General features: G+C 71.7%; 14 protein-coding genes. 11 read left to right on the forward strand and 3 right to left on the reverse strand.

Annotated elements, in window-relative coordinates; genetic code table 11:
- Positions 1–3 precede the first annotated feature (3 nt).
- Both D6270_RS23000 and nudC read left to right on the forward strand, forming a co-directional pair.
- On the forward strand, positions 4–1,401 hold the full coding sequence (locus D6270_RS23000) for a dipeptidase (RefSeq protein ID WP_109163723.1): 1,398 nt from the start codon (positions 4–6) through the stop codon (positions 1,399–1,401).
- Positions 1,402–1,468: 67 nt separating this feature from the next.
- The gene (gene nudC, locus D6270_RS23005; protein ID WP_109163722.1) at positions 1,469–2,425 is read left to right on the forward strand and encodes an NAD(+) diphosphatase; all 957 of its coding nucleotides are present in this window, start codon (positions 1,469–1,471) and stop codon (positions 2,423–2,425) included.
- A gap of 97 nt (positions 2,426–2,522) precedes the next feature.
- Here the strand turns inward: nudC and D6270_RS23010 are convergent, their stop codons facing one another.
- Positions 2,523–2,777 carry a glutaredoxin domain-containing protein gene (locus D6270_RS23010; RefSeq protein WP_109163721.1) on the reverse strand — a complete coding sequence of 85 codons (255 nt, stop codon included), beginning with the start codon at positions 2,775–2,777 and terminating at the stop codon, positions 2,523–2,525.
- Positions 2,778–3,014: 237 nt separating this feature from the next.
- Between D6270_RS23010 and D6270_RS23015 the strand changes: the two genes are divergently transcribed.
- The 5 genes from D6270_RS23015 (at position 3,015) to D6270_RS23035 (ending at position 7,022) form a co-directional block, all read left to right on the forward strand.
- Positions 3,015–5,234 (forward strand): ATP-dependent DNA helicase UvrD2, encoded by a 2,220-nt coding sequence (locus tag D6270_RS23015; protein ID WP_109163720.1) that lies wholly within the window; start codon positions 3,015–3,017, stop codon positions 5,232–5,234.
- 166 nt (positions 5,235–5,400) lie between these two features.
- Positions 5,401–5,730, forward strand: coding sequence for a hypothetical protein (locus D6270_RS23020; RefSeq protein WP_109163719.1), 330 nt, complete (start codon positions 5,401–5,403; stop codon positions 5,728–5,730).
- Positions 5,731–5,894: 164 nt separating this feature from the next.
- Entirely contained in the window at positions 5,895–6,254 is a 360-nt protein-coding gene (locus D6270_RS23025; protein WP_109163718.1) for a WhiB family transcriptional regulator, read from the forward strand.
- Positions 6,251–6,610, forward strand: coding sequence for a putative WhiB-interacting protein (locus tag D6270_RS23030; RefSeq protein ID WP_204117065.1), 360 nt, complete (start codon positions 6,251–6,253; stop codon positions 6,608–6,610). The genes D6270_RS23025 and D6270_RS23030 overlap by 4 nt, the downstream gene beginning before the upstream one ends.
- Positions 6,611–6,818: 208 nt before the next feature.
- On the forward strand, positions 6,819–7,022 hold the full coding sequence (locus D6270_RS23035; RefSeq protein ID WP_109163717.1) for a hypothetical protein: 204 nt from the start codon (positions 6,819–6,821) through the stop codon (positions 7,020–7,022).
- Between the two features lie 6 nt (positions 7,023–7,028).
- Here the strand turns inward: D6270_RS23035 and D6270_RS23040 are convergent, their stop codons facing one another.
- A complete protein-coding gene (locus tag D6270_RS23040; RefSeq protein WP_109163716.1) occupies positions 7,029–8,483 on the reverse strand; it encodes an ABC1 kinase family protein in 1,455 nt (484 codons plus the stop codon).
- Positions 8,484–8,546: 63 nt separating this feature from the next.
- A complete protein-coding gene (locus D6270_RS23045; RefSeq protein ID WP_109167294.1) occupies positions 8,547–9,692 on the reverse strand; it encodes a ThiF family adenylyltransferase in 1,146 nt (381 codons plus the stop codon).
- Between the two features lie 224 nt (positions 9,693–9,916).
- Between D6270_RS23045 and D6270_RS23050 the strand changes: the two genes are divergently transcribed.
- The 4 genes from D6270_RS23050 (at position 9,917) to D6270_RS23065 (ending at position 13,728) form a co-directional block, all read left to right on the forward strand.
- A complete protein-coding gene (locus D6270_RS23050) occupies positions 9,917–10,537 on the forward strand; it encodes a M48 metallopeptidase family protein (protein ID WP_109163715.1) in 621 nt (206 codons plus the stop codon).
- A gap of 138 nt (positions 10,538–10,675) precedes the next feature.
- Positions 10,676–12,262 (forward strand): TerD family protein, encoded by a 1,587-nt coding sequence (locus D6270_RS23055; protein WP_109163714.1) that lies wholly within the window; start codon positions 10,676–10,678, stop codon positions 12,260–12,262.
- 12 nt (positions 12,263–12,274) lie between these two features.
- A complete protein-coding gene (locus tag D6270_RS23060) occupies positions 12,275–12,955 on the forward strand; it encodes an AIM24 family protein (protein ID WP_109163713.1) in 681 nt (226 codons plus the stop codon).
- Between the two features lie 17 nt (positions 12,956–12,972).
- Entirely contained in the window at positions 12,973–13,728 is a 756-nt protein-coding gene (locus tag D6270_RS23065) for an AIM24 family protein (RefSeq protein WP_109163712.1), read from the forward strand.
- Positions 13,729–13,765 lie beyond the last annotated feature (37 nt).

The raw sequence follows: 13,765 nt of genomic DNA on the forward strand, positions 1-13,765 counted from the left end.
AGCATGAGCGAGACCCCGGACAGCGCCGTCCGTACGTACACCGAACAGCACCGCGCGGCCTTCCTCGACGACCTCGCCGAGTGGCTGCGCATCCCGTCCGTCTCCGCGCAGCCGGAGCACGACGGTGACGTACGGCGCAGCGCCGAGTGGCTGAGCGCCAAGCTCGGGGAGGCCGGCTTCCCGGTCACCGAGATCTGGGAGACCCCCGGCGCCCCGGCCGTCTTCGCCGAGTGGCCCAGCGAGGACCCGGACGCCCCGACGGTCCTGGTCTACGGCCACCACGACGTGCAGCCCGCCGCCCGTGAGGACGGCTGGGCCACCGACCCGTTCGAGCCGGTGATCCGGGACGGCCGGATGTACGGACGCGGTGCGGCCGACGACAAGGGACAGGTCTTCTTCCACACCCTCGGCGTCCGCGCCCACCTCGCCGCCACCGGCCGCACCACCCCGGCCGTCCACCTCAAGCTGCTGATCGAGGGCGAGGAGGAGTCGGGCTCCCCGAACTTCCGCGCCCTGGCCGAACAGCACGCGGACCGCCTCGCCGCCGACGCCGTGATCATCTCCGACACCGGCATGTGGGACGAGGAGACCCCGACCGTCTGCACCGGCATGCGCGGCCTCGCGGAGTGCGAGATCGTGTTGTACGGCCCCGCCCAGGACATCCACTCCGGATCGTTCGGGGGAGCCGTCCCCAACCCCGCCACGGAGATCGCCCGCCTGGTCGCCGCCCTCCACGACGAGGACGGCCGCGTCGCGATCCCCGGGTTCTACGACGGGGTCACCGACCTCACCGACACCGAACGGGCCCTCTTCGCCCAGCTCCCCTTCGACGAGGCCACCTGGCTGCGTACGGCGAAGTCGCAGGCGGCCTCCGGCGAAGCCGGGTACTCCACGCTGGAGCGCGTCTGGGCCCGCCCCACCGCCGAGGTCAACGGCATCGGCGGCGGCTACCAGGGCGCGGGCAGCAAGACGATCATCCCGTCCTCCGCCCTGGTGAAGATCAGCTTCCGGCTGGTCGACGGCCAGGACCCCGACCGCGTACAGCAGGCCGTCCGCGCCTGGGTGGAGTCCCGTGTCCCGGAGGGCGTCCGCCACAAGACCACCTTCCAGCCCGCCACCCGCCCCTGTCTGACCCCGCTGGACCACCCGGCCCTCCAGGCCGTGGCCCGCGCGATGGGCCGGGCCTTCGGCAAGAAGATCCTCTTCACCCGCGAGGGCGGCTCGGGCCCGGCCGCCGACCTCCGGGACGTGCTCGGCGCCCCCGTCCTCTTCCTCGGCATCTCCGTACCCTCCGACGGCTGGCACGCCCCCGACGAGAAGGTGGAGCTGGACCTGCTGCTGAAGGGCGTGGAGACGACCGCGTACCTGTGGGGCGAACTGGCCACGGCGCTCGGCCGGTGAGCCCCGGCCGATGAACCCCGCCCCACCTCCGCACACCCGATCCACCTAGGGGGAGTAGGAAGCACCTGTGAGCACCTTCGACAACGCCACCTCAGACCGCCCGATCGGCCTCACCGCGCCCAGCGGCATCGACCGCGCGGCGCACCACCGCCTCGACGAGGCGTGGCTGGCCGTGGCGTGGAGCCACCCGACGACCCGCGTCTTCGTCGTCTCCGGCGGGCAGGTGCTGATCGATGACACCCCCGAGGGGGGCACCTCGATCGTGATGACCCCCGCCTTCGAGGCCCCGGTCACCGAGACCCACCGGTACTTCCTCGGCACCGACGAGGACGGCGTCAGCTACTTCGCGCTCCAGAAGGACTCGCTGCCCGGCCGCATGGACCAGTCGGCCCGCCCGGCCGGACTGCGCGAGGCGGGCCTGCTGCTCGGCCCCCGCGACGCGGGGCTGATGGTCCACGCGGTCGCCCTGGAGAACTGGCAGCGCCTGCACCGCTTCTGCTCCCGCTGCGGCGAGCGCACGATCATCGCGGCGGCCGGGCACATCCGCCGCTGCCAGGCCTGCGGCGCCGAGCACTACCCGCGCACCGACCCGGCGGTCATCATGCTCGTCACCGACGACCAGGACCGCGCGCTGCTGGGCCGACAGGTGCACTGGCCCGAGGGCCGCTTCTCCACGCTCGCCGGGTTCGTGGAGCCGGGGGAGTCGATCGAGCAGTCCGTGGTCCGCGAGGTGTACGAGGAGGCGGGCGTCACGGTCGGCGAGGTCGAGTACGTCGCCAGCCAGCCGTGGCCCTTCCCCTCCAGCCTGATGCTGGGCTTCATGGCCCGGGCGACCTCCTCGGAGATCAACGTCGACGGCGAGGAGATCGAGGAGGCCCGCTGGTTCTCCCGCGAGGACCTGACCGCCGCCTTCGAGTCGGGTGAGGTCATGCCGCCGTTCGGCATCTCGATCGCCGCCCGGCTGATCGAACTCTGGTACGGGAAGCCGCTGCCGAGGCCGGGCAGCCTGAACCGCACGAACTGAACCGGGGAGACGAACCGGGAAACACCGCTGCCCCCGGCGGATGCCGGGGGCAGCGGTGGAGTTCGGTGCCTGGTGCTTGGTGCTTGGTGCGCGGGCGTCAGGCGGCCAGAGCCTGCTTCACCTGGGCCAGCGACGGGTTCGTCATGACCGATTCGGTGCCGGAGGGGGAGACGACCAGAAGCGTCGGGACCGTCTGGTTTCCGCCGTTCGCCTTCTCGACGAAGGCCGCCGACTCCGCGTCGTGCTCGATGTTGACCTCGTTGTACGCGATGCCCTCGCGGTCCATCTGGCCCTTGAGCCGACGGCAGTAGCCGCACCAGGTGGTGCTGTACATCGTCACAGTGCCCGCCATGTCGCTGGCGCTCCCTTGTCTCGTCCGTCCCGCTGCGCGGCCGGCAGCGTCACCTGCGGTCGGCGGCCTGAGCCGCTCCCGCACCGGGTGGAACGTACGGGAGGCGCCCACCATTCCCACACCGGGTCCGCGGGCCCGGCATCCCGCCGGACCCGTCGCCCCGCATCAGTACGACGAATACCTCACCCCTGTGGACAACCGCCGCATCCGCCCCACGGGACCTGGCAGCATGGCGGGGTGACAGCAGCAACGCACTCCACCCTCTTCCCGCAGGTCCCCGAGACCCCGGACGCCGTTCTCGACGGTCTCGACCCCGAGCAGCGCGAGGTGGCCCTGGCCCTGCACGGACCGGTGTGCGTGCTGGCCGGAGCGGGTACGGGCAAGACCCGCGCGATCACCCACCGCATCGCGTACGGGGTGCGGGCGGGCATTCTCCAGCCCTCCACGATCCTCGCCGTCACCTTCACCAACCGGGCGGCGGGCGAGATGCGCGGCCGGCTCAGGCAGCTCGGCGCGACCGGGGTCCAGGCGCGGACCTTCCACTCCGCGGCGCTCCGCCAGCTCCAGTATTTCTGGCCGAAGGCAGTCGGTGGCGAGCTGCCCCGGCTGCTGGAGCGGAAGGTGCAGCTGGTCGCCGAGGCCGCCGCCCGCTGCGAGCTCCGCCTCGACCGCAACGAGCTGCGGGACGTCACCGGCGAGATCGAGTGGGCCAAGGTCACCCAGACCGTCCCCGCCGACTATCCGGCCGCCGTCGCCAAGACCCAGCGGGACGCCCCCCGCGATCCGGCGGTGCTCGCCCAGATCTACTCCACGTACGAACAGCTCAAGCGCGACCGCTCGGTGATCGACTTCGAGGACGTGCTGCTGCTCACCGTCGGCATCCTCCAGGACCGGCAGGACATCGCCGACCATGTGCGCGGCCAGTACCAGCACTTCGTGGTCGACGAGTACCAGGACGTGAGCCCGCTCCAGCAGCGCCTGCTGGACCTGTGGGTCGGCGACCGGGACAACCTCTGCGTCGTCGGCGACGCCAGCCAGACGATCTACTCCTTCACCGGGGCCACCCCCGACCACCTGCTGAACTTCCGCACCCGCCACCCCGGGGCGACGGTGGTCAAGCTGGTGCGGGACTACCGCTCCACCCCCCAGGTCGTCCACCTCGCCAACGGTCTGCTGAGCCAGGCCCGGGGCAGGGCGGCAGACCACCGCCTGGAGCTGGTCTCGCAGCGGGACAAAGGACCCGAGCCGGTCTACGCGGAGTATCCCGACGAGCCCCACGAGGCAGAGGCGACCGCCCGGCGCATCCGCGACCTGATCGCGGCGGGCGTCCCGGCCGGGGAGATCGCCGTGCTCTACCGGGTCAACTCCCAGTCCGAGGTCTACGAGCAGGCCCTCGCGGACGCGGGGGTCGCCTACCAGCTGCGCGGTGCCGAGCGCTTCTTCGAGCGGGCGGAGGTCCGCGAGGCGGGCACCGCCCTGCGCGGCGCCGCCCGCGCCGGACGCAACGACTCCCTGCTGGACGGGGCGGAAGGACTGCCGTCCCAGGTGCGGGCGGTGCTCTCCACCAAGGGCTGGACCACCCGCCCGCCCGCCGGGTCGGGGGCGGTGCGCGACCGCTGGGAGTCGCTGGCCGCGCTGGTGCGGCTGGCGGAGGACTTCGAGGCGGCCAGGCCGGGCGTGACCCTGTCCGACCTGGTCCGGGAGCTGGACGAACGGGCGGCCGCCCAGCACGCCCCGACGGTCCAGGGCGTCACGCTGGCCTCCCTCCACTCGGCGAAGGGCCTGGAGTGGGACGCGGTCTTCCTGGTCGGCCTCACCGAGGGCATGATGCCGATCGCTTACGCCAAGACCGACGAGCAGGTCGAGGAGGAGCGGCGCCTGCTGTACGTCGGCGTCACCCGCGCCCGGCTCCACCTCTCGCTCTCCTGGTCCCTGGCGCGTTCCCCCGGCGGACGGGCCAGCCGCAGGCCCACCCGGTTCCTGAACGGGCTGCGTCCGGGCTCCACGGCGCTCGGCGCCCGGGGCGGGGCCGGAGGCGGCGGCGGGATCGATCGGGGCACCGGCCGGGCCGCGCGGACCGAGCGGGCCGAGGCCGTCGAGAGCAGGCCCCGGCAGACGGCGCGGTGCCGGGTCTGCCGCCGCCCCCTCACCGACGCGGGCGAGATGAAGCTGATGCGGTGCGAGGAGTGCCCGTCCGACATGGACGAGGCGCTGTACGGCCGGCTGCTGGAGTGGCGGGCCGGCCAGGCGGCCCGGCTGAGCCAGCCCGACTACTGCGTCTTCACCGAGAAGACGCTGATGGCCATCGCCGAGGCCGTGCCGTCCACCGAGGGCGAGCTGGTCGTCATCGCCGGTGTCGGGAACCGGAAGCTGACCCGTTTCGGAGCCGACGTACTGGCCATCTGCGCAGGTGAGACGGCCGGTGAGGGGCCCGAGGAGGGTGGCGGCGAGGACTGAGGAAAACTCGTCCAGAAAATAGTTTGCGCGCGCACCAGTCGTCACCATAGGTTCTTAACCACGGGAACAGCGACTTCTCTGAAGCCCTGAATCCGTGCTGTACTTATCCGAATACGCGCGACCGGCTCCGGCCGGTCACCCTAGACGCCGAGAGGAGGCGATTGAAGTGATCAGCATCATCGAAACCCAGAAAATGACCGGTCTTTCGGTCGTCTCCGCCTGCTCGCTCGGCCTCGCCCGCTCCTCGGCTGTTTCGCTCCGCGCCACCGGTCTGTCCGGCATCTCCGCCGTCAGCCCGCTGTCCCTGGCGAACGTCCCCGTGATGCGGGAGCGCAATGAGCGACCGATCGAGGCACCGGCGGCAGCAGTAGCGAAGGATGCACAGGCTCAGGCCTATGCCTTTGCGGCAGCCGGTGCCGGAGCCAAGAAGCAGACGCAGCAGCACCACACGATGTGGGCCTTCCGTGGGCCTGAACCCTGGAGCGATCCAGCCTGATCCAGCATCAGGCCGGCGCCTCAGGGCCGCGGAACCCCACTCGGGATCCGCGGCCCTTTTGTTTTGTCCGAACGGACGGGACACCCCGAAGGCGCCTCGGACCAGCAGTACCAGCCGCCAATCGGCCAACAGGCCGGCACGACCAGACGAGGACAACACCCACCGTGCAACTCGAAGCGCACGCCCCGTCAGTACCGCAGTCCGACTCGATCTCCCCGCCCGGCTCCACGGAGGACTCCGCCTTGCTCCCCCTCACCGCGCTCGACGACGCCATCGAGAACCTCGGCGTACCCGTCCCCTGCCGCTCGTACGACCCGGAGGTCTTCTTCGCCGAGTCCCCGGCCGACGTCGAGTACGCCAAGTCCCTCTGCCGTACCTGCCCGCTCGTCGAGGCCTGCCTCGCCGGGGCCAAGGAGCGGCGCGAGCCGTGGGGCGTCTGGGGTGGCGAGCTCTTCGTCCAGGGTGTCGTCGTGGCCCGCAAGCGGCCGCGTGGCCGTCCGCGCAAGAACCCGGTCGCAGCGTGACCGCCGACTGCGGCGCCCCCGCCCCCACGCGGTGGCTGCGCCTGGGAACCATCGACCGTCCGCAGACCCATGACCCCCGGAATCAGGCACCAATGATCACCCCCACGAAGGAGCCCGTCGGCTCCGCGACCCCCGACGTCACCATCATCGGCGCGAACGACTCGCGTCAGAACAGGACCCGCGAGATGCAACTCATCCCAGAAGCCCTGGCTCGTGCGCATATGCACGACCGCCTGCGGGAGGTCGAGGTGGAGCGCCAGGCGGTGCGCCTCGTCGCCGCCCGCCGGATGCAGCGCCGGGCGGAGCGCGCCTCGCTGCGCGCCCGCCGCGCGCTGGCCATGGCAGTCATGCACTGAGAGGCCCCACCTCTCCGCTCCACTGCCGGAGCACCAGTGCTCCACTGCCGGAGCCGACGCTCCTTGAGGCCGGAGCACCAGCACTCCTCACCGGGCAACCGCTCTGGCCGGTGAGGAGCTGCCACCCGACCGCGGGGCCGTCCGAACGGAGGACGGCCCCGCGGTGCGTTGAGCTGCCGGGTCCCGGCGGCGAAGATATCGTCACGAGGTGGACGAGGAGACGCATCCCCCCGAAGAACCGGCCGCCGGACCGGTGGTCTGTGCCCGCTGCGGCACCGCCGCCGAAGGCGGGACGCCCCCGCTGACCTGGCTCTCCTCCGTGGAGGACGGCCGCCGCCTGCACTTCTGCGAGACCTGCGCCCGCCTCCACATCAGAGCGATCGAGAGCCGCCTCGACTCCGTCTGGTGGTGACCCGCCCTACGCGTCGTCCTCCGCGACCAGCTCCGGCTCCCCGCTCTCCGCCGTGAACTCCGGGACCTCGGCCTCCTCGCCCTCCGCGACGAACCCCGGCAGCCACGCTTCGAGCTCGTCCCGCAACCGGACCGCCGCGCCGAGCTGGCACAGCACCCCGATCGTGCTGAGCGTGACCCGGTGGATCAGGAGGTAGGACGGCGGGAGGTTGAGCTGCCTGCCGAGCTGGTGCGCGGGGGAGCGGGGGTCGGCTATCCGGGCCGCCTGGTCCCGCAGCCAGCCACGGGAAAAGGTGAACTCCTCCACCAGCGCCGGTTCGATGATCGGGAGCAGGTAGTCGAGGACCTCGTCCGGCTCCAGGTCGATCGACTCCTTCACGAACCCCTCGTCGCGCAGCCGCCCGTACACCCCGGCCGCATCACCCTCCAGCGTCATCCGCAGGGAGTCGCCGATGGTCCCCGGCAGCCCGCCCGGAAGCCGGTCCACCGTGCCGAAGTCCAGCACCCCCAGCCGCCACGCCACAGGCTCCGGTCCGCCTGCCTCATCCACGACATCCGCCCCATCCGCCTCAGCAACCCCTTCCTCCGGGGGCAGCAGCCGGAAGTTGCCCGGATGCGGGTCGGCGTGGAGCAGGCCGGTCCGTGCCGGGCCGGAGAAGAGGAAGCGCGCCAGCAGCTGCCCGGCCCGGTCCCGCTGCTCCGCCGTACCGGCGGCGATCACGTCCGCCAGCGGGATCCCGTCCATCCACTCCGTGACCAGCACCTGGTCGGACTGGTGCACCACTCCCGGGATCACCACATCGGGGTCGTCCGCGAACTCCTCCGCGTGGACCTGCTGGGCCTGTGCCTCCAGCTCGTAGTCCAGCTCCTCCGACACCCGGTCGCGCATCTCCTTGATGAGCGGCTTGATGTCCATCCCCGGGACCAGGGGGCCCAGCAGCCGGGCGAAGCGGCTGAGCTGGGTGAGATCCGAGAGCAGCGCCTCGCCCGCACCGGGGTACTGCACCTTCACGGCGACCTCCCGGCCGTCGTGCCAGACCCCCCGGTGCACCTGCCCGATCGAGGCGGCGGCCGACGGCCTGTCCTCGAACTCCAGGAAATACTCGCGCCACTCCTCGCCGATCCGTTCGGCCAGCACCGCGTGGACCGTGGCGGCGGGCAAGGGCGGGGCGGCCTCCTGGAGCTTGGTCAGCGCGGCCCGGTAGGGGCCCGCGACCTCCTCGGGCAGCGCCGACTCGAAGACGGAGAGGGCCTGGCCCAGCTTCATGGCCCCGCCCTTCAGCTCGCCCAGCGTCTTGAACAGCTGGTCCGCCGTGCGCTGCTGCACCTCCCGGGCGACCAGCTCGGCGGATCTGCCGCCGATCCGCTTGCCCAGACCCCAGGTGGCACGGCCGGCGAAGCCGAGCGGGAGCGCGGCCAGCTTGGCCGTACGCGTAACCGCCTTCCGGGGAAGATCAGACATGTGCCCCTCCAGTTCCCAGACTGCCGTGCCGCTCGGACCTCCGGTGTCACCCGTCGGCGGCGGTCACCCAGCCATTGTGTCGTGCGCCGCGACGGAGCCGGAGGCCCCCGCCCCCTCCATGCGCTCGGCCGCTCCGCAGGAGCAGTCGGCATGCGGGCCGATCCGCTCGCGCCGCCAGTCCAGCAAGGGCAGCGCGGCCTCCCAGCGCGTTCCGGTACTGGCCGGCAGCTCCCCGTCCAGGAAGGACAGGGCGTGTGCCGCGGCGAGCCCGGCGACCGAGGTGGCCAGCCCCAGATCGCAGGCGGGCACCGCGCCCCGCCGCCCCGAACGCCACTGCGCCAGCATCCGCGGCCACTGTGAATCCCGGTCCGCGCGGTGCAGCTCCAGACACCCCGCACACCCGGTGCCGCCCGGCAGCACGAGCGGCCCCACCACCCCCGTGGCCTCGATCACCCCCGCATAGAGATGAGGGGTGCCCGAAGCGATCCAGCAAGCCGCGCTGTCCGGCACCGGCGCGTATACGGAGAGACCGTCCCGGGGCGCGACGACGATGAGCGAAAGCCCGGGCTGCCCGCCGTCAGCGCCCCGCTCCGCCCCCGTCGACCGGGGCGTGGGACCGGCAGCCGCCCCACGGACGAGTCGGCGGGCCGCCACATCGCGCCGTTCCCCCACGGCCGCCGGCGGCAGCCCGGCGGGCGCCACGTCCCCCGGTTCGGCCCGGCCCCCGTCCAGCACCTCCACATGGCCCACCCCCGAGCCGGACAGCACCGCGGCGATCGACGCGCCGACCCGGCCCGCACCCCGCACCTGGACCCGCATCCCCCGCCTGGCCGCCATCCGGCGCAGCCCCTCGCCCGGCCCGGGATGGACGACGGAGAGCGAGGCCACGTCAGGGCGTTGACGCTCCATCACCTCGGCCCGGTGGCGCAGGAGATCCCCCTGCGAGCCGGCGGACCGCGGATCGTCGAGCAGGCCCGCCTCCGCCAGCCGCCGCACCAGCACGTCCACATGACGCTCCGACAGATCCAGTGCCCGCGCCTCCTCACGCAGCAGTGGCAGGCCGCGCGTTCCGTCGAGCAGCTCCAGAAAGCTCCCCGTCGCGATGTCCACCGGGCCCAGCGTCACGGCGTGCGCCGGTGTCACCCCGAATTGGACGGTGTCCCGTCCGCGCCATGCCCGGCGCAGCGCGGGCTTCAACATCGGATGCAGGACTTCTCCCCCGAGACGCACGGCTTTCCCCCGATCGCTGTCGTGACCGCGTGCTCGGGAGGGTTCCCGGCCGCGTCGGTGCATTGCCAGAATGCGCGCCCGCCGCGAAGCGTGCTCGGAGTTATCCACAGGAAAGGGGATCAGTCATTCAATAGTGCCGTTCATCGGTGGTGAACGGATCCGGAGGCGGGACTTCCCCCACGTACAGCGGGTAACGTCGAGGCGTGCCCGCAGACCCGTCACCCGGCGTCGCCGGGGAGATCCCCGCGCGCAGCGCCGCGAGCCAGCAGCCCGGCCCGGCCGCCCGTACGCCCCGCGCCTCGGCGACGAGCGCGGTCGAGGTCCGCAGGAGCACCCGGCGCAGGAAATCGGTCTCCGCCTACCGGGAGGGCGGCCGCACGATCGTGCTCATCCCCGCCCGGATGTCCGAGGCGGAGGAGCGGCGCTGGGTGGGCGTGATGCTGGACAAGCTCGCGGCCCAGGAGAGCAAGCGGGTCCTCGGGGACACCGAGCTCACGGAGCGGGCCGAGCGGCTGTCCGCCCAGTTCTTCGACGGCAGGGCCCGCCCGGCGTCCGTTCGCTGGGTGACCAACCAGAACACCCGCTGGGGCTCGTGCACCCCCGCCGAAGGCAGCATCCGGCTCTCGCACCGGCTCCAGGGCATGCCGGAGTACGTCGTCGACTACGTATTCCTCCATGAGCTGGCCCATCTGCTCGTCCCCGGCCACGGACCGGAGTTCTGGCGGCTGCTGGAGGCGTATCCCCGTACCGAGCGGGCCCGTGGCTACCTCGAGGGAGTGGCGGCGGCGGAACAGTCGCCCCCTCCGCCCGGCGCGCAGGAGTGAGGCCGCCGCACGCGGCGCTCCCGATGAGCCGCGTTCGGCGATTCTGTACCGGGTCTGTACCGGCTTGGCCGGATGTCGCGGTTTGCGGTTAGCCTGACGCGACGCATTCACCTTCGGGATGGGGGACGGTCGTTACGTATGGCCAGGGAATTCCAACGAGGCCACAAGGCCAAGCTCAGTGATCTCACACCGGGGACAGATCTGTACGTAGGTGTGCAGATTGCCGCCCCTGGACTGACCTTCGACATCAGCTGCTTCGGCCTGGACGCCGACGAACAGCTCTCGGACGACCGGTATTTCATCTTCTTCAACCAGCCGAAATCGCCCGAGGAGGCCATTCAGCTCCTCGGTCCGCAGTCCGGCGACACCGAGTCCTTCCGCGTCACACTCGACCGCATCCCGGCCACCATCCACAAGCTCTCCTTCACCGCGACCCTCGACGGTGCCGGCCAGATGTCGCAGGTCGGCCCCGGGTACATCCGGATCGTCGCGGGCGGCGAAGAAGTGGTCAGATACGCCTTCACCGGTTCGGAGTTCACCACCGAGCGCGCGGTGATGCTCGGTGACTTCTACCTGAAGGACGTCTGGCGCTTCGCCGCCGTCGGCCAGGGCTTCGACGGCGGTCTCGAAGCGCTCCTGAAGAACTTCGGCGGCGAGGTCGCCGAGGAGGAAGAGGCGCCGGCCGCCCCGCAGGCAGCCCCCGGGTTCGCCCCGCCGGCCCAGGCCACCGCACCCCCGGCCTTCGCGGCCCCGCCCGCCCCCCAGGCCCCGCAGCCGGCCCCGTCCTTCGGCGCCCCGCCGGCGCCCGCCCCCGCGCCGCAGCAGCCGATGCACGCCGCGCCCACGATCGCGGCGCCGCTCACCCCGCAGGCGCCCCCGTCCCCGTACGGCCGGCCCGGGCACCAGCCCCCGCCGCCCCCGCCCCCGCAGTTCGGCCAGATCCCCGGCCAGGGCGTCCCGCCCGCGCCCTACGGCCAGCCGGCCCCGGCACCGTACGGGCAGAGCGCCCCGCCTCCCTTCGGGCAGCAGCCCTCCGGTGTGCCGCAGGGCGTTCCGGCGGCCGGCGCCGGGCTCAAGGCGGCCCTCCAGATGTACAAGGAGACCCCCACCGGACAGCGCTGGACCCCGCAGAACCAGCAGCTCATGCGGGTCGACCTGACCATCGGCGGCGCCGGGGTGCTGGCCCGCCAGGGCAGCATGGTGATGTACCAGGGCAAGGTCGACTTCGGCTACAAGGGCGCCGGGTTCGTCGGACGGGTCGTCGGCAACGCCACCGGCCAGGAGATGCAGCTGATGCGCTGCACCGGCCGCGGCCAGGTCTTCCTCGCCGAGGAGGGTTCCTACCTCCACCCGATCGAGCTCCAGGGCGACGCCATCTGTGTCTCCGCGGAGAGCGTCCTCGCCTTCGACGAGTCCCTCCAGTACGAGATCCGCCGGGTCGAGGGGCACGGCATCCCCGGCGGCGCCCTGTTCACCATGCAGTTCCAGGGCACCGGCACCGTGGTCATCAAGACCCACGGCACCCCGGTCGTCCTGCCCGTCACCCCCACCACGTTCGCCGACTGCAACGCGGTGGTCGCCTGGTCGGCCGCCTCCCAGGTGATCGTCTCCAGCCAGGTCCGGCTGCGCCGCAACGCGTACCCGGGACACAGCGGCGAGACCGTGAACCTCCAGTTCCGGGGAGCCCCCGGCAACTTCATCGTCGTCCAGCCCTACGAGGTCTAGAGGGAGCCCGTCATGAACCAGCAACTCGCGGGCTTCGCCCCGACCGCCGTCACGGCCCGCATGGAGAACCACGGCTCGGCCATGCTCAAGGTCGCCATGGCCTCCGGACAGGACCTCTACGCGCGCACCGGATCGATGGTGGCGTACGAAGGGTTCATCCAGTACGAGCCCAACCCGCCCGCCGTCCGGCAGATCGCCTCCCAGTGGATCACCGGCGAGGGCGCACCCGTCATGAAGTGCTCCGGCGACGGACTGCTCTACCTCGCCGACTACGGCGCCGACGTGGTCGTCATCAACCTGAACAACGAGTCCATCTCGGTCAACGGCACCAACCTCCTCGCCTACGACGCACACCTCACCTGGAGCGTCGAGAGGGTCAAGGGGATGGCCAAGTTCGCCGGACAGGGGCTGTGGAACGTCGTCGTCCAGGGCACCGGATGGGTCGCCATCACCTCCCGGGGCACCCCGATCGTCGTCGACTGCGGACGCGGTGACGACGAGACGTACGTCGACCCGGACGCCCTGGTCGCCTGGTCCACCAACCTCAAGGTGAAGGGCAAACGCAGCTTCAAGGCCGGGGCGCTGATCGGCCGCGGCAGCGGGGAGGCGTACCAGATGGCCTTCTCCGGGGAGGGCATCGTCGTCGTCCAGCCGAGCGAGGACAGTACGGACCGCCTGCGGATCCGGAACTGAGGGGAGGGGAACCCACCATGCAGAGTCCGCTTTTCAGCCACACCGAGCAGCAGTCCCAGGACCGGTACACCATCCAGAACCCGCAGCTCCTGCGGGTCTCGCTGACCGGACAGGACGACATCCTCGCCCGCAAGGGCGCGATGGTCGCCTACCAGGGCTTGATGGACTTCGACGGCGAATACCAGTCGCAGGGCCAGCGGCGCGCCCGCGCACACACCGGTGAGGGCCTCGACCTGATGCGGGTGTCCGGCCAGGGCACGGTCTTCTTCGCCAACCTCGCCCAGCACATCCACGTCGTGGACGTCGACCGCGAGGGGATGACCGTGGACAGCGCCTACGTCCTCGCCCTCGACTCCTCGCTGCACACCGAGGTCATCGCGGTGGACAGCCAGTACGGGATCTCCGGCAGCGGCAAGTACCAGCTCAACATCACCGGCACCGGCAAGGTCGCCCTCATGACCTCGGGCCAGCCCCTGATGATGCAGGTCACGCCCGAGAAGTACGTCAATGTGGACGCCGACGCCATCGTCGCCTGGTCCAGCGCCCTGCGGGTCCAGATGCAGGCTCAGACGCACTCCAGCGGTGTCTTCAGGCGCCGGGGCAACACCGGCGAGGGCTGGGAGCTCAGCTTCCTCGGACAGGGCTTCGCGCTGGTCCAGCCGAGCGAGGTCATGCCCCCGCAGAACGCCCAGATCGGCCAGGGCGCCCGTGCCCAGTTCGGCATGGGCCAGCAGGGTGCCTACGGCCAGAACCAGAACAACGCCTGGAACTGACCGGTCAGCGGTAAGGGGCGGCCTCCACAGAGGCCGC

Source organism: Streptomyces griseus subsp. griseus, assembly GCF_003610995.1.
Classification (GTDB): Bacteria; Actinomycetota; Actinomycetes; order Streptomycetales; family Streptomycetaceae; genus Streptomyces.